A 22,654-nucleotide genomic window follows, 5' to 3' on the forward strand; every position below is an offset into this window, starting at 1 on the left:
GGTTCCGCCTACCCCTTTTTCTGCGTAATTTGCGCATGACGCAAGAGGACAAATTTTAGTCAATTTCAAAGGAGGTTTTCAGTTATGAAAAGCGATAAGAAGCATGCAGGCGGACGTCCTGCTCTCAGCGAGGAAAAGAAGAAATCGAGCACAGTCAAAGTTCGCGTAAGCGGATGCGAGATGGATGCGATTAAGTCGAAAGCCGACGCGTTCGGCGTGACGGTGTCACAGTATCTTCGCGATGCTGCGTTGAAGCACGAAGTGAAGAAAATGATTATCACAAATAATCGCGACCTTAATTTGCTTACCGCCGAGGTGAACAAAATTGGCTGCAACTTGAATCAGATCGCTCGTCGTTTGAACGCGAGCGCGAGCTATCGTGAGTGCTTCGGCGTGACCCCGATGCGAGAGGCTGAGGTACTAGCAGAACTCAAATATTTGCAGTTCAAATTCGCAAGCATCGACAGGCAGCTGCTTGACGCGCGTGAGGAATTTTCCCGCGAGCAAATCGGCAAGATTTCCGACTATGAGTTCGAGCAGATGAGAGATTTTTGGTTCCCGAAGGACGGAGGTGAGACCGATGGCAACGACCTTTATCCATCCACTTAAAGACGCATCGTCGAGCCTTATCTACACAGAGCTTGGCAACGGTCAGAAGAAGAAAAAGCACGAGGCTGAGGGTACTACTAGAGCTGCGTGCGAGATGGGAGATTTGCCACGTGACGACATGGCAAAGTATGCGAAGACACTGCGAGAAAGCCACCCGGGCAGAAAGACCGAGGCCTACGAGATTCGCGTCTCGTTCTCGCCTGACGAGCTGAAGGCACATAACGCCGATGATGAGCAGATGGCGCTCACACATAGCTACAAGCTGTGCAAGAAGCTCTACCCGAACTCGATGTGCTATGTGACGGTTCACAACGACGGAAAGGGCGAGTGCGTGCATGCGCATTGCCTTGTCGTAAACCATGACGAGGTGACGGGCAAGACCTTGCAGGACAACCTCAGGCATTTTGAGGTGAAAAATGCAAGCGACGAGCTTGCAGCCGAGGAGGGGATGACTGTTGTCGGCACTCCTAAGTTCTACAAGGACAAGCATCCAGAGGGCACGACGTGGGAGAAGCGACGCGAAGAGTGCGATGTGTTCGAGCAGAGGTTGGGCGACAAGGTGCAGCATGCCCGCGATACCTCGGAGAACCTTGACGAGTTCAAGGAGCATCTGAAGTGGTCACACGTCGAGCTTCGCGAAAAGGTCAAGGTTGACGATGACGGCGTGGAGCATTCGAGCTGGTCTTATCACATGATGGATGAGTGGGGGCCGAAGCGCCGCAAGCGTCGTCGTAAGGCTAAGGATTTGGCTGACGACCTGTCGAAAGAGGGCATTGAGTCTTATTACGCCGAGAAGGCGCTAGAAAGCCCAAATAAGTCCGTAGAAGACGTTAAGCCTAACGTTGAATCAGTCGAGCAGGAAAAGCCATCAGAAGGCGAATATGAGCCTCTTAAAGCCCATATCGAGGATGAGGCGACCTATTCCCTTCTCGACGATTACAAGGTCGATTCTGAGGATGTCAGGGACTTCACGGATGCTCTTGCTTCGCAGTACCGCAGGAAGGCGATTCACGAAGGCAGAGACCTGAGACGTGATGCTGACTATGCTCAAATCAGACTGGCACAGAAGACGTCAATCGAGACCACTGAGAAGCTGCAAGCCGACGTGGATGTAGCCCGTGCCCAGTTCAGGGCTGACAAGGCGGCGATGGACGAGCTGAAGTATCAGAAGGCACCGAACCTCTACGGTCTGAGACAGTGCTTCAAGCTCGCTGGTCAGCAGAAGGGCAAGAGTCAGTTCGAGCGCATGCTCGACGACATGTTTGCTCAGATGATGGCGGAGCTAGTGCGCCAGATGGTCGAGGAGCAGCAGCGTCAGGCACGCGAGGAGGCGGAGAAGCGCCTTTACGAGAGCCGCAAGGATATGTGGAACGCGGAGAAGCGCCTCAAGGCTGCGAACCGTGCCATTGACCACGAGATGAGCCATGGTGGGCGCGCAGTGAGCGCAGGAGTTCAGGAGACTTATGACAGGGCTGTTGAACAGATGAAACAAGAAGATGCCGAGCAGTTCGGCGATTAGGAAGGAGAACAGATTATGTTAGTTTTAATCATCGTATTGGTAGCAGGGCTTGCAGTAATTGCAAGTATCGCAAACAAAGGTAAGAACGCAGACGGGTTGACGGAGGAGCAGGAGTTTCGTATGTCAAAAGACCCGGAATATCGTGCTTTCATGGAAAAGCGTATAGCAGAGCGTCGCGAGATTGCGAACGCTGATAAAAAGCGCTCAAATAACTTTTGGGTGAGCTTTATGGCTTTAGCTATTGCGTTCGCGGTAATCGTTTTGTGGGTTGCCAGATAAAAAATAAGCGGTTCCCGTAGGTGGGAGCCGCTTATTTGTGTCTTAGTGAAGCTTAGGGACAGGAACGCCAGACCATGCCGTGCCAAAGTGGGTGATACCCCACACGTATAGGTCTAGCGCATCGTCATGGAAGACTATCTCGTCAGTGTGTTCTATTAAAAAGCTTGGGTCTTGGATGATGTAGAACTGATAAATCTCATCGTCCAAATCACCGTTTATCAGTTCTAGCGGACGCTTCGCAATCTCGTTCGCGAGCACCATTCCGCCAACCTGATGTGCCAAGTCCTCGTAGGTCTTGATGTAATCGTTGAAATCCATGAAATCCTCCTTTGTTTCGTGCAATCTCGACCGTCTTCAGACGGTCTTTGAGGCACAAAAAAGGTTGATTTTTCTGGTGAAATATTGTACAATAATACGTAATTACGTGAATACGTATACAGGAGAGCTTGATATGAACAAAAAAGACGAAAAGAAGCCCTCAGGAGACGTCAGGCGAACGAAGCTGACGCTCTCCGTGACGGCAGAGGATAAGAAGAGATTGAAAATCATTGCAGCCAAGAGGGAGAAATCTATCTCAGCGATGCTGCGTGAGTGGATTGAGAAAAATGCAGAGGAGGCTGAAGAATAATGGCAAAGAATTTAACTGAGGATGAGGTACGTGATATTGCTCGTAACATCCTCGGGTTCAAAGATAAAGCAGGCGTGAAGTCTGGCGTTGGTCAGTTGACGACATTCAATCAACTTGGTTTTTTGGGTGTATCAGACAAACCGGATGGATGGTATCTGCCAGACAATCATGCAGATACAGCCGTTGTGCTTGAAATTAAGGCAAGCAAGATTAGTCTCGGCAAGGCACAGGTTGATGAGGTTCTGAAGAACATCCGTATCATCGAGGAGAAATACGAGCATGTTGTAGGCGTTCTCTACAACGGCGACGATACGCGCGTGTTCAAGGGTGAGAAAGAGTATAAGGCACAGGGTAGCAATGTGCTGCATAACGTAGAGTATTATGTTTCTCTCTTTAACGTCGATAACATCGACAAGGAACGTATCTACGCTCTGACAGCAAAGATTAATAACTGCCTGCACTTCGAGTTTGGCATCAAGAACCTGTATCATCGCATGATTTTCACAGCTTGTGCGCTGGTTGCTGAGCGTTACGGTGCTGGACTGAAGAGACTCAAGGATATGGGCTATCAGACGTTCCACACAGCGATTCATTCGGTTTTGTCGAAATCGCTTGAGAGCAGCCGCAACCAAAACACGAAGATTGACATCCTGCTGGAGGAGTATTCCGACATCAAGATGAACACGACGGACAATCAGAAGGCAATCAATGATTTCATTGATTGGGTAGTTGAGATTTCTGAGTGCGTCAATTCTAGTGAATGGCGCGGAGAGGATGTCATGGGCATCTTCTTTAACGAGTTCAACCGTTATAAGAAGAAGTCTGAATCGGGACAGATTTTCACACCTGAGCACATCACCGATTTTATGTACCGCATCCTTGAGGTAAACAAGGATGACCGCGTTCTGGATGCAACATGCGGTAGCGGCGGCTTTTTGGTCAAGGCGATGGCAAATATGATTCAGGAGTCAGGTGGCTCACAGACCAATAAGGCAAAGGAAATCAAGAAACATCAGCTATACGGTATCGAATTTGACCGCGAGATTTATGCGCTTGCGTGTGCAAACATGTTGATTCATAAGGATGGAAAGACAAATCTCGAACAGCTGGATGCTAGAACGGAAAAGGCTGCAGAGTGGATTGGCAAACAGGAAATCACGAAAGTTCTGATGAATCCGCCGTATGAGAATAAGTACGGCTGCATGAAGATTGTCGAGAATGTTCTTGACAGCGTGCCTGCCCATACAGCCTGCGCGTTCATCCTTCCAGATAAGAAGCTTGAAAAGGCTTCAAAGGCTCAGATGAAGCGAATCCTTTCACATCATCGCCTGAAGAAGGTAATCAAACTTCCTGAAGACCTGTTCTTTGGCGTTGGCGTCACAACGAGCATCTTTGTGTTCGAGACTGGTATCGGACAGGACGCCAAGGACATTTTCGCTTGCTATATGGAGACCGATGGGCTTGCGACAGTCAAGAACAAAGGACGTCATGATGTGTACGGTAAATGGGCTGCTATCGAGGACTACTGGGTCGATGTGGTCGAGAAGCAGTCAGGGGACGACACATGCCAGTGGGTCAAGTCTGACGAGCACCTGTCGTATCAGGTGCCGCAGAAGCCTTTCGAGATTTTCGAGGAAGACTTCAAGAAGACTGCTATGGACTATCTGATGTTCAAGGAAGGCATCGACACTAAGAGTTTTGGAGAGAAGCTGCTTGAAACAGCAATGTATTCGAGCACAGTGAGCGCAGATGATGCGAGCGTGAATATTGCTCTGAAGAAGGGCGGTGAGAAGAATGAATAAGATTGACACGAGTGAGTGGAAGCCGTTTGAGGTTGGAAAATTATTCGATATTCATCCAACTAAGGCTTACAAGATGAACAATGCTGTGTTGATGGACGACGGGGAAAATCCTGTAGTTGTAAATTCTAGTTATAACAACGGTATTGGCGGCTATACAAGTCAAGCTGTAACAGAAGAAGGTAATCGTATTACTTTCAGTGATACGACAACAGCTGATGCGGTTTTCTATCAACCAAAACCATTCGTTGGATATCCACACGTACAGGGGATGTACCCCATCGGCGACTATGCTGATAAATGGACTGAAACAAGGTTGCTGTTTTTCGTAGTTGCGTTTAAGAAAGCCGCTGTCTTGATGGGGTTTGATTATGCATACAAATTTACACGTGAGATTGCTTCAGAGATGGCTGTTTTCTTGCCTATTGATTCAGATGGCGAGCCAGATTGGGCTTGCCTTGGCAATCTAAGGCTTGCCAAGGCATCGAAATCTTTGGTTGATATTTCAACATGGAAGAATTTCGAGATTGGAAGCCTGTTTGACATCGTTAAAGGAACCCGTTTAACGAAGGCGAACATGAAGCCAGGAGATATTCGTTTTATCGGGTCATCGGCAATGAATAATGGCTGGACGACAAGTATCAAGAATGATGAGCATTTGCATCCAGCCAACACATTGACTGTTTGCTATAACGGCAGCGTTGGCGAGACCTTTTATCAGGATGCACCATTTTGGGCATCGGATGATGTCAATGTTTTATATCCGAAGTTCAAAATGAATGAGCGTATTGGGATGTTTATTGCGCCATTGATTCGCTCTGTCGGACAGCGATATGCGTTTGTTGACAAGTGGCGCATGGAAGTTATGGAACATGGCGAAATCAAGCTTCCAGTTGATAAAGAAGGCATTCCTGACTGGGCGTATATGGACTCATTCATGTCAACTGTTCTAAAAGAATGTGAATCAGCACTGACAAGCATCAAGGAAGTAGGTTAAATCATTGATGAGCACTTCTCGGGGCGATAATCGCCCCGAGTGCTAATAAATAATAAACAAGTCAAAAGGAGGAAATGATTATGGCAAAGGAATGCGTCTGGAATTGGTTGGCAGCTATTGACGAAAAAGTGGAGGATGGCGATATTTTGCTGATTTCGAGCATAAGAGAAGGGCTCAACCAGGTTAAGAAAAATTATCCGGGAATGGATTTTAGCGTATCGGATGGAGCTGATTGTGTTGGAGATGGTTGGTATGAAACTTTGTTTTTTATCACTTTCCCGGTGAAAGATGGTTCAGATGATTTGCGTAACTACTGCGACTACGACGCATTTGTGGATGACGTAAATGGTTGGGTGAATCATGACACACTGTATCCGATATATGTTACGCCGGAGTTTGTTGGCGAGATATTTGACGAGTGAGTATTTCAGCCCGGGATGGAGCACTTCCGTCTCGGGCTTACTTTAACTAAGGAGGTGAGTTCATAAGGTGCCAAAGAGAAAGAGAGCGCCGAAGAAGGCGCTGAGAGCGGTCGGCTACATCCGTGTTTCTACGGATATGCAAGCTGAAGAGGGTTATTCCCTCGAAAATCAGGAACATCAGATTAAAGAGTATGTCGAATATCAGAACATGCAGCTCGTCCACATCTATAAGGAGGAGAAAGGCGCTTCCGGCAAGAACATTGAAGGAAGACCGCAGTTCCAACAGATGCTTGCAGACATCGCTAAAAACAGAGACATAGACTACATCGTGGTCTTGAACATGAGTCGCTTTGCCAGAAATGCTGCTGATGCACTCGTGACGCTGAACAAGCTCAAGAGTTATAACGTAAATCTGTATTTGATTGACGACAAGCTCGACACGTCATCGAAGACTGGGTCAGCAATGTTCTCGCTGTCTTCTATTTTTGCGGAGTTGGAACGCAATAACATCCGTGAGAACACAACTGCCGGAAGATATCAGAAGGCACGCAATGGGTTGTGGAACGGTGCTCAGGCTCCGTTCGGGTATCGCCGCGACAATGGCAAGCTCGTCATCGAGGAGAGCGAGGCGGAGGTCGTGAGAATTATCTTCGACCGATACGTACACACGCCAGACGGCATACATAAGATAGCCGTGTGGCTCAACGAGCACGGCTACAAGAAGGAACCGAGGGGCAACGGCAAGTATGTGTTCTTCAGTCCGGGGACGCTCAAGAACATCCTAGACAACCCCGTCTATGCGGGCAAGATTGCCTATGGCAGGCGACGCATGGAGCAGGTCGAGGGCGAAAATAACGAGTTTCGCCCGGTGAGGCAGGACAAGGAAGACTGGCAGATAAGCGAGGGGCAGCACGAGGCGATAGTGTCGCCCGAGCTGTTCAATGAGGCACAGAAGCGCTGCGAGGCGGAGTCCACGCCGTTCCCGCGCAAGCGCAGCGACCACGTGAACCTGCTCACGGGTCTGCTCGTGTGCCCTATATGTGGGCGAAAGATGATTGCGACCAACACGAGGGGCAAGGTCAAGAAGGATGGAACACTCGGCAAGGAGACCCACGCTTACAACTGCAAGTACAGCAAGAAGGCGTTCGGGCCGGACTGCACGTTCACGAAGCAGTACAGGCAGGAGCTTATCGACAAGGAGATTGACGACGTCATAGGCGTTTGTCTCGACGACAAGCTCATCGCCGAAATGCTGACGTACATGCACAACGAGATGCAGGACACCGAAGCTATAGAGGGCGAGATTGCCGCTCAGGAGAAGCAGGTGGCGAAATTCGACACAGCCATCAGGTCATTGTCTGCGACGATGGATTCTATGGACGGCACGGAGCCAGCCTATGAGCGCAAGTACAGGGACTTGCAGGAAAGACAGGACAAGCTCTACGAGAAGATTGACGAGGCCGAGCTGAAACTTGAAGAGGCGCAGAGGCGTCTTGACGGCGCACGCGAAGGCGAGGCAACCGTGGAAGAGGTGAAGCTGTTCCTTACGGAGTTCGGCAAGACGATTGGACAGGTGGATAAGGCGACGAGAAAGACGCTTTACGCGGAGCTCATCGACACGATAGAGATTATGCCGGATGCCGACTGGAAGCATGGCGAGGGAATTGTCAGCAGGATTCGCTTCAAGCTGCCGATGATATACGGCGACAAGAGGACGCTGGAAGTGAGCCGCCGCGAGGACGGAATGTTGAAGCCAGCGGACAAGGAAGTCGGCAACAAATATTTTCGGGTTACAGAAAATACAGACGAGTGTGTTGCTCTGCTTGTTAAAGCCTAGAACTCTTTGATAAATGGAAATAGTAAAAAGCCTTAATTTTAAGGCTTTTTGTCGTATGTAGGGGAAGTATCAGAGTGAGAGTTTAAGCTGAGTATCTTGATGTGATAGCGTGATTGAGAGAGTATTTATTTCCATGAACCCTAGGGGTATGGACTTGTTTCCATAGAAGAAGAGTTTGTGGAAATAAACATACCCCCTAAATTATTACCTAGATGGTCGTTGAAGTTTGAGTTCTATATATTGATACTATATATTTTAAATTTAGTATTTTTAAATCAGTAAAATAAGAATATTATTTTACTGATTTAGAGAAAGATAGTATAATAATAGAAAAGAAGAGAATTCGTGGATGTTAATAAATATAATCTTATTTACAATCAGAATATTGCTGAGAATAGTCACTATCTTTTAAAAGCTTTATTCGTAAAAGATATAGAAATATAATATTTTTTTGAAGAGGTAAAGGTGAAAATAAGACCTGTTTAATTTAGAGTACTGATAAATCAGAATGGAGATGATTTTTTGCGAACATACTACAATAAAAAAGAACTAAAAGTTGAAATAGAGAAAACATTTGAGAAATATATTTCAGAATTTGATAATATTCCAGAGAATCTAAAAGATAAAAGAATTGATGAAGTTGATAGAACTCCAGCAGAAAACCTTTCATATCAGGTTGGATGGACAAGTTTGGTTCTTAAATGGGAAGAAGATGAAAGAAAGGGGCTTCAAGTAAAAACACCATCGTATAAATTAAAATGGAATCAACTTGGTGAATTATATCAGTGATTCACGGATACCTACGCTCATTTATCTCTGCAAGAGTTGAAAGCAAAATTAAATGAAAATATTAATTCTATATATGCAATGATTGATTCGTTGAGTGAAGAAGAATCATTTAAACCATATATGAGAAAATGGGCTGATGAAGCGACTAAAACCGCCACTTGGGAAGTATATAAGTTTATTCATGTAAATACAGTTGCACCTTTTGGAACTTTTAGAACTAAAATCAGAAAATGGAAAAAAATAGTGTTATGAATTATATTTTTTAACTTTAAAAAATTTCATAAAAATGGTCACAAAAGGCGATAGGAGAAAAACTATCGCCTTTTTCTTTATAAAGGGGATTGTCAAGTAGAGTGTGTAAGTAGGAAATTATTTTTCTACTGTTTACAAATAAACACTATATGATTTAAAGCATTTTGCATATCTTCTACACTTTCAGGCTGGTAAGTATCAATAATGGATTGGGCTAACTCCACAGTGTATTTTACGCTCCCTTATAAAGTATTAGATGAGGAAATGAAGTATTAGTTTTATTTTTCTAACTTTTATAAATGTTAAATTCTCACGACAGATATAATATATCTTGCTATTTCTTCAGGCTCATTAGTAAAGTCATGATCTATCCAATTTAAAATAATACTTTCAATTATTGAGATATAAATATCAAGAGCGAAAGAATATGGAATTTGATATGCTGTTTCGAGTTGTTTCTCTAAGTCTGGTATATTAGAATGTATGATCATTCCTTTGATATAGTCTTTAATTATGTTGTCAATATTTGGAAAAAAACAAACAAAGGACTTAATAATTTCTTTGTTTGTATACATGTAGCTAAGCATTTCCTTTAGGATTACTTCTTCATATAATAAATCATTATTTAAAATTTTTGTGATATCATCAAAGATTACTAAAATAGATTCCCTAAGGAAGTCTTCTTTTGAATTGAAATGATTATAGAAAGCTCTTCTACTAAGTTGAGCTTTTTTTGCTAAATCTCTAACTGTAATTTGTTCAAAGCTTTTCGTTTCTAATAATTCAGAGAAAGCCTTTAAAAATTTTAAATTAGTGTTATCTGAACTCTTCAACATATTATCACCTTTATAAATCTCATCGAATGTGATTATACAATACAAATTCAAATAATAGTTCACATTTATCAAGATAATGTGAACTACCTAAAACCTTTAAAAAGTAAAATATGAATAGATAGCTGTTACTAGTTAATCTAATTTTACTTTTGAAAAGGAGAGAAATTATGCTTAGGAAATATAAGCAAAGTAATTATGATGTCGCACATACGAAACAGCGCTTTTCGATTAAGAAATTTAAATTTGGTGCAGCATCGGTACTGGTTGGATTAGCATTTCTAGGAATGGCTGGGACAACTGTTCTAGCTGATGAGACAACATCTACAGGTATTGAGCCTAAACAATCTGCATCAGCAGGGATAGTAGATGAAGTAAAACCAGCAAAATCAGAATTAGCTACAGATGCAATAGCGTCAGTAGACAAAACAACCGAATCAAAAGTCGAAGCATTAGCAGATTACACAGAAAATGTCAATACTGATGTTGGAGGTACGGTTCCTGAGTCTAGTGCCAACATAGATCCTAATAGTTCATCAAAAGATACAGATAAAGTTGCTGTTTTAGAAGAGACAGCCAGTGAAAAAAATGTAATTGTATCTCCTGCAATTACAACACTTTCTGTAGATAGTGCAGTTGAAAAAGCTAATGTTGACAAAAATAGTGTCAGCGAAGTGTCTGAAGAACTTCAGAAGAGAGTACAAAAAGATGCGATATATAGCCCCGGAGATTCCTCAGCTAAACAAACTTATTCAGGTAAAGCTTGGATAGATAATGGTGGTAGCATTGAGGGGCAAGATTCAGATGATATTCCACTAGCTGGTGTTAAAGTTTACTTGCAGTGGGTAAACGGAAAAGGCTATGTTTCAAAAGTTTACTATACTACTACATTGGCGGATGGAACTTTTGCGTTTGACTTATCTAAATCGGAAGTTGATCCTAACGGTGAAGAACATCGTTTTCAATTAGCAGGAGATGGTAATTTCGCAGTAAGAACCTGGATTGAAAATCCTGATTCTAGTAAGTATGATATTATTCAAGCAGGGGATAAGATTTATGGTTTCCATACTCGTACTAACCGTAAAAATGAATCTTGGGATTTTACTGCGGGAGTCAATAGGATTGTCAATTCTCAAGTTATTTTACAAGAAAAGAAATTAACTAAAGACTGGTTAAAGAAACCAGAAGCTGAGTCGCAAATTCCTAGTACCGCAGATGGTACATGGCATGACAGGGGAATCTATGGTAGAGTAAGTGGTTTAGCTTGGTTTGATAATGGAGATTCTGCTGGGACGCTTGCTAATCAATGGTTAAAAGATGGTAATGATGTTCCAGCAAATGGTGTGAAAGTAGCTGCTTCTTATTTAAATGATGAAGTAACTCGCTTACTTGATCAGTGGAAAAAAGACCATCCAGGATATACTATTGAAGACTTTAAGGCTGAACAAGAAAGAGTATTTACAGAATACCAGGCCCAACATGGGGTTGGTTCTCATATTGCGGAGACAGTCATAACGACAGTTGATAAAAATGGAAATTACTCTATTCCTTTTAAGGGATTGTATGGTGTTAGTGCTTATAAAGCAAACAGTGGTTTAAAAGTTTCTCATACAATTACAGACGAAGAATTCGGCAAGGTTGTTAGAGATGAAGATGTAGATAATAGTAGTCTTCTTAAGTGGAATGGTACCATTGGTCAAAAACATAGACACATTAATGAGAACTACCTATATGTATCTCCTGTTTTATCTAATTATAATATTTGGAGTCCGGCTTTTCCTAAAGCTATGTTTGGTAATCCGAGTAATCTATTTACAAATGTAGTTGCGGGGTCTGGAACTAATATTACTAGCTTGAACTTTGCTATTTTAGCACCTCAACCAATGCTTGATATTGTTGATTATGATACTACGAATAAGGTAGCAGTCTCTGGTAATGTTACCAATTCAACAGTAGGCGGATTGTTGCCAACACGTAAATACCAAGTGCAATGGTTCAGAGATGGTGTTGCAATAGGTGAACCTCAAACTATTCAGTCAAGCGTTGAAGGAACAGCGACACCTGAGAAGTTTACAGTACCAAATGATATCACTAAGACAACAAACTTTACATTAGGTCTATTTGAACAAGGTCAAAATACAAAGAGCTTAAATAACGCTTTAGCATTAGATTCCTTTATTGCTGTATTTATCGAGTATAAACCAGTAGATGGTGTTGTAGCTAAGGATTCTGAGCCAGCTAAACCAATCTTTAAAGACAAAGATGGCAATGATACAACGCCACCGGAAGGAACAAAATTCACAACTGTTATAGGTCAAGTTCCAGATTCGGTTAAAACCTCTTATCCTGAGGGAGCAATGTCTGTTGACCCAAATATGGTAACGATTGACCCTACAACTGGAGTAGTTGTTGTAAAAGGGGAAGCTCTTACTAAGAAAGGCACATATGTAGTACCAGTAGAAGTAACTTATCCGGGTGGTTCCAAAGCTTATACTTTTGCTACTGTAAACGTTAAAGATGATGCAACAACAACATACACAGCGACAGGTGGAAAATTAGAAAAACCATTTGGTCAAGCACCATCAACTGATGAAATCACATCAAAAGTAACAACTGATTATCCTAAAGAAGTTAAAGACCAACCTACAATGAAGGTTAAAGAGGGTGCAGTGATTCCGGATGGTATGACCAAAGGGGAATTTAAAGTACCGGTTGTTGTGACTTACCCAGATGGTTCAACAGATACTGTGGATGTGACTGTTAAAGTCGTAGATCCACGTAAAGACGCTGATAAGAACGAACCTAAGGCTAAAGACCAAACAGTTAACATTGGGGAAACACCTAAGGCAGAAGATTCAATTGAAAACTTGAAAGATTTACCAGCTGGAACTAAAGTAGAGTTTAAAACACCAATTGATACCACAACAGCAGGTGACAAGCCAGGTAAAGTTGTCGTGACTTATCCAGATGGTTCAACAGATACTGTGGATGTGACTGTTAAAGTCGTAGATCCACGTAAAGACGCTGATAAGAACGAACCTAAGGCTAAAGACCAAACAGTTAACATTGGGGAAACACCTAAGGCAGAAGATTCAATTGAAAACTTGAAAGATTTACCAGCTGGAACTAAAGTAGAGTTTAAAACACCAATTGATACCACAACAGCAGGTGACAAGCCAGGTAAAGTTGTTGTGACTTACCCAGATGGTTCAACAGATACTGTGGATGTGACTGTTAAAGTCGTAGATCCACGTAAAGACGCTGATAAGAACGAACCTAAGGCTAAAGACCAAACAGTTAACATTGGGGAAACACCTAAGGCAGAAGATTCAATTGAAAACTTGAAAGATTTACCAGCTGGAACTAAAGTAGAGTTTAAAACACCAATTGATACCACAACAGCAGGTGACAAGCCAGGTAAAGTTGTCGTGACTTACCCAGATGGTTCAACAGATACTGTGGATGTGACTGTTAAAGTCGTAGATCCACGTAAAGACGCTGATAAGAACGAACCTAAGGCTAAAGACCAAACACAAGCTTTATCAAGTATCGCAAATAATAAAGATAGAGGAAATAAATTGCCTACAACAGGTGAGGATGAGAACCCATTCTTTAACATTGCTGCTTTGACAATTATAGCTTCAGTTGGTTTACTATCTAATTTAAAGAAAAAAGAGGATTAATCGTTTGACCTAAAATGTCATTAAACTTTTCGCCATTTATTGGTGTGAGCACTTTAACAAAGTTATCTCTCTTTCCAACTTAATTAACTAAAGTGTTTCAATTTTTCGAGATTAATTCTTGAAAAAATCTATCGAGATTATGAATCTCGATAGATTTTTGATTTTGTATGTTAAACAATAAAGGGTAAGTATTCTAGTAATATTTGGTAAGCATCTAATAAGTTTAAAATATAGCAAATATTTAAAAGAATTGTTTTTATAATCTTCGTCGCGTATAATGGCATGTAGAAAGTTAATTTTGGAGGTAATTTAATGTCAGTTCAAAGTGTGCTTGAGTCCTTGATAATGATTAAAGAGTGGCAAGAGGAAACTTACAAATATATTCATAGCCATCCCGAATTATCAATGCAAGAGAAAAATACTAGTCAATTTATTTATAAAACCTTGCTGTCTTATGGTTACCAAACTCTACGAGTTGGAGGAGGCGTTGTTGGTATTTTAGAAAATGGAGATGGTCCTAAAGTACTATTTAGGGCGGATATGGATGCTCTGCCTGTAAAAGAAGAAACAGGATTGGAATATGCTTCTAAAGTAGTCATGAAAGACTTAGATGGTAAGACAGTACCTGTGATGCATGCCTGTGGTCATGATGTTCATATTGTAGCTGGCTTAGGGGCAGCTTGGGCTTTGGCTAATCATTTATCGGAGTGGCAAGGAACTTATATTGCTTTGTTTCAACCAGGTGAAGAAATAGCTGCAGGGGCTAAATCTATGATAAAAGATGGACTTTTTGAAAAGATACCTCATCCAGACTTAGCTTTATCACAACATGTTTTAACTGAACCCATTTCAGGTAAAGTAGGTACGCTAGCAGGGCCCTTTTTATCGAGTGCCACTTCATTAAAGATTACTGTGTATGGAAAAGATGCTCATAGTTCAATGCCACATTTAAGTATTGATCCTATTATTATAGCATGTGATATTGTAATAAAACTACAAACAATAGTTTCAAGAGAAGTAAATCCATTTAAATTTGCTGTTGTATCTGTTGGTTCTTTTCAATCTGGTTTTAAAGCGAATATTATTCCTGACAAAGCAATATTATTATTGAATATTAGAGCTTACGATGAACAGATTCAAAAACAAGTAATTGATAGTATTAAACGTATTGTTAAATCAGAATGTGAAGCAGGTGGTTGCATAATTGCCCCCAAAGTAGAAACTTACGATGAGTATCCCCTAACAGATAATGACCCCCAGATAACCAAGGAAGTCACGGAAGCATTTCAGAAATATTTAGGTGAGGATAGGGTTTCTGCCTACCATCCAATGACTGCTTCGGAAGATTTTTCATATATTCCTAGAGCATTGGGAATCCCTTATCTTTATTGGGGATTCGGAGGTTTCACGAAAGAACAAGAGATTTATTCAAACCATAATTCTAAGTTTGCACCAGCTATTCAACCGACCTTAACAACTGGTACTGAAGCTGCAGTTGTGGCTATTTTACGGTATCTTGGCAAATAGAGAATAATTACATATTAAGTATAAGCAAGGTATACTAAAATCTCCAAAGTCTGAATTGGCTTTGACAGTCTTTTTGATAAGTAAGTACTCGATAACAAGATATATATTCTTTCATCTATTTCTCCATCATATTATAAGTAATAACATAAATAGAGCTTGCTCTAATGATTAAACAATCATTAAAAGCGTTTACAAAAAATGGTATAATACTCTTACTACATTCAAGTGAGGTTCAGTCATGTTCGATAAATATATTTTTGATACCTACCATGAACAAATAGTCAAAACTGTTAAAGGATTTATTTTTAATAATAAAGATAATACTGATTTGTCTACATACATGGTGCCAGAACCGAATGGTTTTATTGAGTTTGATAATTTTGAGTTATATAAGATAAACTATGAAATTATTAATAATTGCGAATTAAATCTTGAAATCATTGTAATTGCTAATGTAATTGTTCGGCAGTATATCAAAGGTGAGATGGAGATTGATACTAAAACTAAGTTTGTGTCTGTATATGCTGAAGTAGAACTTGATTCTGGTATCAAAAACTTTCGAATTTACAATACAGAATTTAAATCAGATCAGTACAAAAAGTCCCGAAACTTAAAATTGAGTAAAGACTGGGTTCCATATATAAGGAAGAAGGACTTTGATGCTATTGCTGAAAAATTCTTAAGGAAGTACTATCCTCAAGCCCTGACTCAACCAACCCCTGTTCCAGTTGAGACAATAGTTTCTGAAATGGGACTGTCTATCCATCAAGAGAAACTAACTATAGATTATTCAGTTTTCGGGAAAATGGTTTTTAAAGATACTGATGTTGAGGTCATAGAGGATGAGCAGTTAGTTTCTAAGCATTTTAACAAAGGGAGTATCCTTGTAGATAAGGATGTTGTTTTCAAACGGAATGTAGGTTCTTATAACAATACGGTTATCCATGAATGTGTTCACTGGGAACTTCATAAAGTATTCCATGAAATTAAGATGATACTTGATAAAAATCACTCAACAGTTAGTAGTTGGACAGAAGAAAATTTAGCTGATTCTAGCATGTGGTCGTCGCTCGACTGGATGGAGTGGCAAGCCAATGGAATTGCACCTCGAATTCTTATGCCTAAAGTCCAAACTAGAATAAAGATTAGGGAGCTATTTCAAACTTTGACATTGGTTAATCCTGAGATAAGTCGTTCTGAATTAGTGAAAGAAGTGGTAGACAGCTTAGCTGATTTCTTTAAGGTATCTAGACAGGCTGCTAAAATTAGAATGATTGATTTAGGATTTAAGGAAGCAAATGGTGTATATAATTATCTTGATGATAGATATATGCATAACTTTGCTTTTGAACTTGAAGCATTTGATAAAGGAAGTAGTTATACTATTACTTCAAATGACTTGTGTTTTGAATATTGTTTTAACGAGAGCTTTAGACAGATTATTGATAGAAATAAGTTTATTTACGTTGATAACCATCTTTGTTTAAAGGATAAGAAATTTATTTATATGACAAAAGATGGGCCAATTATGACTAACTATACTTACGAGCACATGGATGAATGTTGTCTAATCTTTAAAGTAAAGTCTAAAAATTTCACCTCAATTTCTGATGAGACATATTACGATTATGTACTGAATAGAGGGGTAACAAAGGAAAGTGAAATTAAGGCTGACTTTGTAGATATTCTACAGAATCCAAGTTTGATAGATCAGCTCCCTCCACTGGATATGATGAAACTCGGGAAAAAAATCTCTGAATTATTGAAAGAACTACCTTTTGAATTTTCGGGGACATTACGTAGTCACAGAAAGCGAAAAAATTGCACACAACCATTTTTGGCTAAGCTAGTCGGAATTACAGAACGAACGTTGAGAGATTATGAAACTCTAGAAGATAATTTACCAAGGCTTGAGTTAACATTGTCATTTTGTTTTGCTTTAAAATTAAGACCTGAACTTAGTGACGATATGATAAAGAAAGCAGCTCATCAACTTACAATTTCTCCACCACACCAAGTATATAAGATGTTGCTATCAACAAGTTACTATAAACCCTTGGGTGAAATAAATTCAATATTACAAGCTGCAGAAATGAAAACCTTATAAACCATCACAAATTTGTGATGGTTTATTTTTTTGGTTTCAAAAAGCGGAAACTCAGATTCCGGTTTTGAGATTGAATTAGTATGATTTTACTACATAAAAATTCCAAAAATCTGTTGCCAAGGGCGTTTTAAGGCGGAAGTTTGGACTACCTGTTTTTGATAGAAGTAAAACTATATACTGAGAGAGTAAAGATCAATCCTACAAGTTATCGTCTCCTTAAAAATACTTTGTAATGGGGAAAATTCCTACATTATTGGCTTTAACTGTATTTTTAGGGAAAGCAGATCAACTTATAAAGCCCGTTGACCATGACTAAGCAGAGGAATTGCTGATGTGGTCAAATACACAACTGAATATTGGTTTGTCATACTCTTTTTCTTTGCTTGCCAAAGAAACGGAGTCAAAACATGCCAATCAATGTCAACTTTTTCAACTACAGTCAAACTCAATCTTCATCAACTGGTGTAGAACCATTAGAGGGTGAAGTACTAGCACCGATGTTTGTGCAAAACTACTATATGTCATCTAGTGAATCAGGACTAATTCGTGGTACATTTCGACAATGCCGTATTATGGGTATTCCAATTTTAATAGCCTTTGTCCCTGTGGCAGAAGAGGAGTATGAACAAATGGTTTGGTGGTATAACAACTCAGTCAATGATTATCTCAAGGATTTTCGTAAACCTAAAAAGAATACTTTAGAGTTCTCCTCCTGGGAAGCCTTCACTGAAAAGCAGGATTTAGCAATTGCTGATGAAGGTATTGAACTATATCTAGTAATGGATCAACTGGACTTCTTGAAAGCTAAACTCGCAGAAACCAATTTCCAAGCACCAGAAATTTTAGATATGCTTTTTGAAGGTTATGAGAATAAAGAAATCTTCGAGTACCTAGGTGTTAAGAAATCTGCAGGCTATAAGAAAGTCAATAATATCCAGAAAGAAGGGCTGAAACTTTACAAAGAACTCAACAAATAAAACCAAATCGCCATCTCAATTGAGGTGGCGATTTTTTGTCAGTCTTTTTGATAGAAGAGACACTCGTATCCATCAGCTCTGAGGTTAATATCAGGCATCCAGTATGGTTCTTTTCCCATCAAAGTTGCGATTTGCTCAAGATTTTGGCTCTGGTCACACTCAATGATGATTTCATCATGCACATGTCCTACAATTCTGAAGTCTTTCAGTTGTTTCATAGAGTAAGCGAGTATGTCTCGACTTATAGCTTGAATAATATTCTCGACAAACTTTGGACCATAGCTTTCAAGTCTCTCCCAACGTTTAGCAGTTCCTGTACCTTCGTAGGTGACGGACTCTCCACCAATTTGGTTTTCTCCCATTTTAGGTTTGCCATAGGCGAGTTTGCGTCCAGAAGGAAGAGTAATAAATAACATCCCTTTTCTTACTTTGAATTGAATACTATGGGTTTCAGTTTGCTTTTGGTACTTTACTGCAGTCTTTACAGCTTTATCAACATCCCACCAAAAGAGAACAATGTTAGGATTAGCTTGACGCCACGAGTCCACAAGAGGTTGAAGTTCCTGTTCATCAAGCCCCCTATCAATAGCCCCCATGGCTTTAAGTGCATCGACTGCCCCGCCATAGCCACAAGCCAACTCGGCAATCTTTCCTTTCTGACGCAGGTCGGAGTTTTGTCCATGCTTCTCAACTGGAACTCCAAACATCTGGGAAGCAGACATACAGTAGATGTCTTTGCCTTGTTCAAAGACTCTGCTCCGCCATTTCTCACCAGCTAAGTGAGAGAGCACTCGTGCTTCAATGGCAGAGAAGTCACACACAATGAACTTTTTACCATCTCTTGGAACCAAAGCAGTCCGAATAAGTTGTGACAGGGTATCCTGTGTATCGTAGAGAAGTTCAGTTGCTTCTAAGTCACCAGCTTTGAAGATTTCTCTTGCTTCATCAAGGTCAGGAAGGTGGTTCTGTGGGAGGTTTTGCAGCTGAACTATGCGACTAGCCCATCGCCCAGTTCGGTTGGCTCCGTAGAACTGGAACATCCCTCTAGCTCGACCGTCCAAACAAACACAGATCACCATGGCTTGGTATTTAGAAACGCTAGATTTAGCCGCCTGTTGTCTTAACTTTAGGACTTTAGTTGTCTTTGCATCGACTACCTTTAATAGCTCTTTGACAGCTTTCTTATCAAGAGAATTAGTCGTTACTCCGCGTTCTCGTAGCCAGCCAATCATTTGAAGAACAGAGTTGGGATTTTCAAGCCTAGTAAGTTCTTTAAGTTCCTCTTGAATTTTAGATTTACTTTCCTCGTCAATGGTAATAGCTGCTTTGACAAAGTCTACATCAATACCAATCCCACGATCATTGATATTTTGGTCTTGATGATACTCCTCCCAAACAAAGCCAGGAACAGGGTGGTTACGGAGTTTTTCTTTGATGGCTAGTTCAACCTCAACATCACGCTTGTTGTAATCAATGAAAGCTAACCACTTGTCAAGTGCATGATTTGGGTAGTTACGAGTGCGTCCGCCATTGACTTTGGTAGGTTTACAAGGAAGACAGAAGTAGCGTATTAAGTCTCCACCTTCCTTCAACTTTTGGTCTTTAAGTTTAAGAACAGTACCGACTCCTTCAAGAGAAAGTGGTAATCCGAGATAGGCTGACCAAACCATGCTACAACGCCATGAGTTTGGAGACAGAAAACCCTCGGACAATAATGTTGGATGATGTTTCTTCAACCAGTTGGAAAGACAGATGCGTTCGAAGGAGGCATTAAAAGCCCACTTAATAATGGAGTCGTCCACCAATGCTTGTAGGATTTGATCAGGAAGATTTTCTTTAGTTAGGTCATAAACAGTCGCTGGACCATTGTCAACTGAGACTGCTAAGAGAAGGATTTCAAAAGAATCATCTTCCGCATAACGATAGACGCCAGATTTTCTCAAGTCCACCTCGCAGTAGGTCTCCAAGTCAATGGATAATTCTTTAATTGGCATAGTTTGTCCTTTCATAAAAAGGTGACAGAAGTACTGCCACCTAGAGTATTATCTGCTACGTTGTAGCGGTGTCGTGTTGTCGGCCTGTCGTTTCTTTTCAGCCTTGCGCTCTCTCTCACGACGAATATCGTCACGGATGGTCATGTAATTGAGGTACATGCTGAGGAACAGGTAAGCTCCAAACACGGCAGAAAGTAAGTAGTAGAAAATGGTCATAAGATTAGTCCTCCATTATTAGTTCAAGAAATCATCATCGTCATCAGTCGCAAAGTCATCTTCAGCACGAGTACGTCCACCGAGTGGCTCTCCATCACGGAGTTTTTGGAGATTATTCAAACCACAGGCGATACCCTTGTTACCGTTAGAGTTAAAGGCATAGAAGGAGATAGACGCACGACCGTAGATGCCTGAGTAAAGCTCAGAAGTATCGATAATCTCTTGGCGATTACCGTCTACAACACCAGGTTTATGTGGTGAGTTGGCATTGACGAAGTAGGCATTGCGATAAGTTTCATCATCAGGACGCTCAAGGTCACCATCACGGAGTGGAGTTTTAAGGATAGAAAGTGCTGGGACAGATTTTCCATTACCTTTGAGTTTGGACTCGCCTTCCTTGTAGGCAAGCTCAATGGCTGCTTTGATTTTATCGACAGTTTCAATATCATCCTTTGGAATGATAAGAGAGACGCTGTACTTTGGCGTGCTTCCATTAATGGACTTAGGTTCATTGGCATTCAAGTAGCTGAAGCGTGTGTTTTTACCAGTGATTACTTTTGTAGTTTGTACTTTAGTTGTCATACGTTTAATCCTCTTTAAATTCGTTGGTAGCTAGGTTCAATTCTTGACGACTGTCGTCAATAGGAACGAGTGTTGGTTTACCGCTTGGTTTTACAATCAGACCACCAAGCAGGTCGTTAAAGGTTTTCTTGCCAAGAAGTTTAGTCATGGCAGTGATAGTTAGGAGTTTCTTTTCGTAAGGGTCAAAGCCAGCTTTAATCACGGCTTGACTGACGGCAGCTTCGTCTGAGAACTTACGAACCGAACGTCCTTCTACAAGTTTATATCCAGGAATGGTGTGTCCTTCAGCAGCTTCTTTCAAAGCATAGGCTTTGATGTCATTTACCCACGAAACCAGTAAGTCCAGCTTAGGTAAAATCTCTGCTATGTCTTCATAATCAAGAGTAGCAGAGTCTGCGAACTCCATCTTGGCGAGTGCTAAGTTATGCTCCGCACGTTTGCGACAGACATTCTTGAGTTTACAGAACTGGCAGTGTTTACCAGAGGTCATCTCTCCCTCGCCCTTAAAGGCAAGGTCAGCTTTAGGTGAGAGTTCGTTTTTCGCCCACTCAAGGAGTTCAACTTTATCCATCTCAAAGGTGGAGATGTTATTCTTCCGTGGTTGAAAGATGGTCATGGTGACCTTATCAAAATCATAGAGGACATCAAACATCTCAAGAACCCCAAGAGCGTAGCACCTCATCTGTGGGTTATGGTCTGCATCAACTAGAACGCCTAGTCCATGCTTGTAGTCGATGACTTGAAGCAGTCCGTCTGCCACAATCAGACAGTCGCCAGTACCGAAACCTTCTGGCACCCATTTGGAGAAGTCCAGACGTTGCTCAACTAGAATTGTAGGATCTCGAGAGTAGCCTTTAGCTTTTTCTACCTGTTCCATGACGTAGTTGCGATATTCATCTGCACACGTTTGCATCTCTTCATTGTAGAAGGACAAATCCTCAGTTGGGTCACGCGCCTTTCTGCCTAGTGATTTCTCAACAAGATAAGCACAAAGCTCGTGAGCGTCAGTTCCCTCAAGGGCGAACTCAGAGGTAACATCTGGCATGCTTTCCGTTAAACGAACAGAAGGCGGACAGTTGAGCCAACGGTGGGATGCGTAAGCAGATAGGATGGCATGGTTAGTCATTACCAATTCCTCCAGCTTCTTCAAGAACTGCTGCATAGTGCTCAGTGGCTAAGGCTGATAGGGATTCTGCTCCGTATTTATTGAGAAGAGCACGCACCTCGTTCTTGAAGCCATCTTTGGCTTTTGTCGCAAGGACGGCACGAACATCTTCTAGTTTAAGTTCCTTTTGTAGTTCAACTTTGGGTTCTTCTGAAGTTGTTGTTTCTTCCTCAGTAGATAGGAGTTTTCTGAACTCATCTACCAAGCGAAGGTAGTATTTGGCTGTGCCCTCCATTTCATTAATTAGTTCATTCAGTTGCTTCATTTTGCTCATGTTGTCTTTCCTCCGTAATTTTCCGAGCGAGTAATTTTGAGATAACGCTGATGGCTATGAGGGTATCAGCCACATCATCATAAGGTTCAATGTATGGTTCGTTTGCCATATTGGGTCCTCCTATCTTACTAAGTAAGGTTTTGAGTGGATTTTCCACTTTTGAAG

20 protein-coding genes and 1 pseudogene are annotated in these 22,654 nt (G+C 41.3%); 13 read left to right on the top strand and 8 right to left on the bottom strand.

Translation table 11 applies throughout. The features are described from left to right. The first annotated feature begins 84 nt into the window (after window positions 1-84). From STRUR_RS03360 to STRUR_RS03370, 3 genes are read left to right on the top strand one after another with little or no spacing between them, the layout of a single operon-like run. Window positions 85-609 (top strand): plasmid mobilization protein, encoded by a 525-nt coding sequence (locus STRUR_RS03360; protein WP_006739122.1) that lies wholly within the window; start codon window positions 85-87, stop codon window positions 607-609. Then, window positions 581-2,128, top strand: a complete 1,548-nt coding sequence (locus tag STRUR_RS03365; protein WP_006739709.1) for a relaxase/mobilization nuclease domain-containing protein — start codon at window positions 581-583, stop codon at window positions 2,126-2,128. Before STRUR_RS03360 ends, STRUR_RS03365 begins: the two co-directional genes overlap by 29 nt. Before the next feature lie 15 nt (window positions 2,129-2,143). Next, window positions 2,144-2,407 carry a hypothetical protein gene (locus STRUR_RS03370; RefSeq protein ID WP_006738405.1) on the top strand — a complete coding sequence of 88 codons (264 nt, stop codon included), beginning with the start codon at window positions 2,144-2,146 and terminating at the stop codon, window positions 2,405-2,407. 42 nt (window positions 2,408-2,449) lie between these two features. On the opposite strand, the gene STRUR_RS03375 is transcribed toward STRUR_RS03370, so the two are convergent. Then, entirely contained in the window at window positions 2,450-2,725 is a 276-nt protein-coding gene (locus tag STRUR_RS03375; protein ID WP_006740690.1) for a hypothetical protein, read from the bottom strand. Window positions 2,726-2,858: 133 nt separating this feature from the next. Between STRUR_RS03375 and STRUR_RS11460 the strand changes: the two genes are divergently transcribed. The 6 genes and pseudogenes from STRUR_RS11460 (at window position 2,859) to STRUR_RS11465 (ending at window position 9,131) form a co-directional block, all read left to right on the top strand. Then, the gene (locus STRUR_RS11460; protein WP_006740691.1) at window positions 2,859-3,035 is read left to right on the top strand and encodes a ribbon-helix-helix protein, CopG family; all 177 of its coding nucleotides are present in this window, start codon (window positions 2,859-2,861) and stop codon (window positions 3,033-3,035) included. Beyond that, a complete protein-coding gene (locus tag STRUR_RS03380) occupies window positions 3,035-4,837 on the top strand; it encodes an HsdM family class I SAM-dependent methyltransferase (RefSeq protein WP_006739972.1) in 1,803 nt (600 codons plus the stop codon). The genes STRUR_RS11460 and STRUR_RS03380 overlap by 1 nt, the downstream gene beginning before the upstream one ends. Then, window positions 4,830-5,831: a restriction endonuclease subunit S gene (locus STRUR_RS03385; protein ID WP_006740087.1), complete on the top strand. Its 1,002-nt coding sequence runs from the start codon at window positions 4,830-4,832 to the stop codon at window positions 5,829-5,831. Before STRUR_RS03380 ends, STRUR_RS03385 begins: the two co-directional genes overlap by 8 nt. 80 nt (window positions 5,832-5,911) lie before the next feature. Further along, window positions 5,912-6,253, top strand: coding sequence for a hypothetical protein (locus STRUR_RS03390; RefSeq protein ID WP_006739255.1), 342 nt, complete (start codon window positions 5,912-5,914; stop codon window positions 6,251-6,253). A gap of 67 nt (window positions 6,254-6,320) precedes the next feature. Then, window positions 6,321-8,090, top strand: a complete 1,770-nt coding sequence (locus STRUR_RS03395) for a recombinase family protein (protein ID WP_006739991.1) — start codon at window positions 6,321-6,323, stop codon at window positions 8,088-8,090. A gap of 522 nt (window positions 8,091-8,612) precedes the next feature. Next, window positions 8,613-9,131 (top strand): annotated as a pseudogene (locus STRUR_RS11465) (ClbS/DfsB family four-helix bundle protein). Between the two features lie 302 nt (window positions 9,132-9,433). Here the strand turns inward: STRUR_RS11465 and STRUR_RS03405 are convergent. Continuing rightward, window positions 9,434-9,964 carry a TetR/AcrR family transcriptional regulator gene (locus STRUR_RS03405; RefSeq protein WP_197718047.1) on the bottom strand — a complete coding sequence of 177 codons (531 nt, stop codon included), beginning with the start codon at window positions 9,962-9,964 and terminating at the stop codon, window positions 9,434-9,436. A gap of 170 nt (window positions 9,965-10,134) precedes the next feature. Here STRUR_RS03405 and STRUR_RS03410 point away from each other — a divergent pair, with 170 nt between their 5' ends. The 4 genes from STRUR_RS03410 to STRUR_RS03425 all read left to right on the top strand — a co-directional run bounded on the left by STRUR_RS03410 (window position 10,135) and on the right by STRUR_RS03425 (window position 18,258). Continuing rightward, window positions 10,135-13,647 (top strand): Rib/alpha-like domain-containing protein, encoded by a 3,513-nt coding sequence (locus STRUR_RS03410; protein WP_006738799.1) that lies wholly within the window; start codon window positions 10,135-10,137, stop codon window positions 13,645-13,647. Between the two features lie 312 nt (window positions 13,648-13,959). Then, a complete protein-coding gene (locus tag STRUR_RS03415) occupies window positions 13,960-15,174 on the top strand; it encodes an amidohydrolase (protein WP_006740329.1) in 1,215 nt (404 codons plus the stop codon). A 238-nt stretch (window positions 15,175-15,412) separates the two neighbouring features. After that, window positions 15,413-17,281 carry a helix-turn-helix domain-containing protein gene (locus STRUR_RS03420; RefSeq protein WP_006739607.1) on the top strand — a complete coding sequence of 623 codons (1,869 nt, stop codon included), beginning with the start codon at window positions 15,413-15,415 and terminating at the stop codon, window positions 17,279-17,281. A 407-nt stretch (window positions 17,282-17,688) separates the two neighbouring features. Beyond that, a complete protein-coding gene (locus STRUR_RS03425) occupies window positions 17,689-18,258 on the top strand; it encodes a hypothetical protein (RefSeq protein ID WP_006739157.1) in 570 nt (189 codons plus the stop codon). A gap of 38 nt (window positions 18,259-18,296) precedes the next feature. On the opposite strand, the gene STRUR_RS03430 is transcribed toward STRUR_RS03425, so the two are convergent. The 6 genes from STRUR_RS03430 to STRUR_RS12000 are packed head-to-tail and all read right to left on the bottom strand — an operon-like array spanning window position 18,297 to window position 22,598. Further along, entirely contained in the window at window positions 18,297-20,252 is a 1,956-nt protein-coding gene (locus STRUR_RS03430; RefSeq protein WP_006738409.1) for a DNA polymerase, read from the bottom strand. Window positions 20,253-20,300: 48 nt separating this feature from the next. Continuing rightward, entirely contained in the window at window positions 20,301-20,468 is a 168-nt protein-coding gene (locus STRUR_RS11680) for a hypothetical protein (protein WP_006740694.1), read from the bottom strand. 18 nt (window positions 20,469-20,486) lie between these two features. Next, the gene (locus STRUR_RS03435; RefSeq protein ID WP_006739595.1) at window positions 20,487-21,050 is read right to left on the bottom strand and encodes a DUF2815 family protein; all 564 of its coding nucleotides are present in this window, start codon (window positions 21,048-21,050) and stop codon (window positions 20,487-20,489) included. A gap of 4 nt (window positions 21,051-21,054) precedes the next feature. Beyond that, on the bottom strand, window positions 21,055-22,176 hold the full coding sequence (locus STRUR_RS03440; RefSeq protein WP_006739985.1) for a DUF2800 domain-containing protein: 1,122 nt from the start codon (window positions 22,174-22,176) through the stop codon (window positions 21,055-21,057). Beyond that, window positions 22,169-22,489, bottom strand: a complete 321-nt coding sequence (locus STRUR_RS03445; RefSeq protein WP_006739256.1) for a hypothetical protein — start codon at window positions 22,487-22,489, stop codon at window positions 22,169-22,171. The genes STRUR_RS03440 and STRUR_RS03445 overlap by 8 nt, the downstream gene beginning before the upstream one ends. Further along, window positions 22,464-22,598: a hypothetical protein gene (locus STRUR_RS12000; protein WP_001262783.1), complete on the bottom strand. Its 135-nt coding sequence runs from the start codon at window positions 22,596-22,598 to the stop codon at window positions 22,464-22,466. The genes STRUR_RS03445 and STRUR_RS12000 overlap by 26 nt, the downstream gene beginning before the upstream one ends. Window positions 22,599-22,654: the final 56 nt, after the last annotated feature.

This window comes from Streptococcus urinalis 2285-97, assembly GCF_000188055.2.
Classification (GTDB): domain Bacteria; phylum Bacillota; class Bacilli; order Lactobacillales; family Streptococcaceae; genus Streptococcus; species Streptococcus urinalis.

Excerpts from the sequence above, each read along its gene's own strand:
- STRUR_RS03360 (WP_006739122.1), top strand. The coding sequence starts at position 85 with ATGAAAAGCGATAAGAAGCATGCAGGCGGACGTCCTGCTCTCAGCGAG.
- STRUR_RS03365 (WP_006739709.1), top strand. The coding sequence starts at position 581 with ATGGCAACGACCTTTATCCATCCACTTAAAGACGCATCGTCGAGCCTT.
- STRUR_RS03370 (WP_006738405.1), top strand. The coding sequence starts at position 2,144 with ATGTTAGTTTTAATCATCGTATTGGTAGCAGGGCTTGCAGTAATTGCA.
- STRUR_RS03375 (WP_006740690.1), bottom strand. The coding sequence starts at position 2,725 with ATGGATTTCAACGATTACATCAAGACCTACGAGGACTTGGCACATCAG.
- STRUR_RS11460 (WP_006740691.1), top strand. The coding sequence starts at position 2,859 with ATGAACAAAAAAGACGAAAAGAAGCCCTCAGGAGACGTCAGGCGAACG.
- STRUR_RS03380 (WP_006739972.1), top strand. The coding sequence starts at position 3,035 with ATGGCAAAGAATTTAACTGAGGATGAGGTACGTGATATTGCTCGTAAC.
- STRUR_RS03385 (WP_006740087.1), top strand. The coding sequence starts at position 4,830 with ATGAATAAGATTGACACGAGTGAGTGGAAGCCGTTTGAGGTTGGAAAA.
- STRUR_RS03390 (WP_006739255.1), top strand. The coding sequence starts at position 5,912 with ATGGCAAAGGAATGCGTCTGGAATTGGTTGGCAGCTATTGACGAAAAA.
- STRUR_RS03410 (WP_006738799.1), top strand. The coding sequence starts at position 10,135 with ATGCTTAGGAAATATAAGCAAAGTAATTATGATGTCGCACATACGAAA.
- STRUR_RS03415 (WP_006740329.1), top strand. The coding sequence starts at position 13,960 with ATGTCAGTTCAAAGTGTGCTTGAGTCCTTGATAATGATTAAAGAGTGG.
- STRUR_RS03420 (WP_006739607.1), top strand. The coding sequence starts at position 15,413 with ATGTTCGATAAATATATTTTTGATACCTACCATGAACAAATAGTCAAA.
- STRUR_RS03425 (WP_006739157.1), top strand. The coding sequence starts at position 17,689 with ATGCCAATCAATGTCAACTTTTTCAACTACAGTCAAACTCAATCTTCA.
- STRUR_RS03430 (WP_006738409.1), bottom strand. The coding sequence starts at position 20,252 with ATGCCAATTAAAGAATTATCCATTGACTTGGAGACCTACTGCGAGGTG.
- STRUR_RS11680 (WP_006740694.1), bottom strand. The coding sequence starts at position 20,468 with ATGACCATTTTCTACTACTTACTTTCTGCCGTGTTTGGAGCTTACCTG.
- STRUR_RS03435 (WP_006739595.1), bottom strand. The coding sequence starts at position 21,050 with ATGACAACTAAAGTACAAACTACAAAAGTAATCACTGGTAAAAACACA.
- STRUR_RS03440 (WP_006739985.1), bottom strand. The coding sequence starts at position 22,176 with ATGACTAACCATGCCATCCTATCTGCTTACGCATCCCACCGTTGGCTC.
- STRUR_RS03445 (WP_006739256.1), bottom strand. The coding sequence starts at position 22,489 with ATGAGCAAAATGAAGCAACTGAATGAACTAATTAATGAAATGGAGGGC.
- STRUR_RS12000 (WP_001262783.1), bottom strand. The coding sequence starts at position 22,598 with ATGGCAAACGAACCATACATTGAACCTTATGATGATGTGGCTGATACC.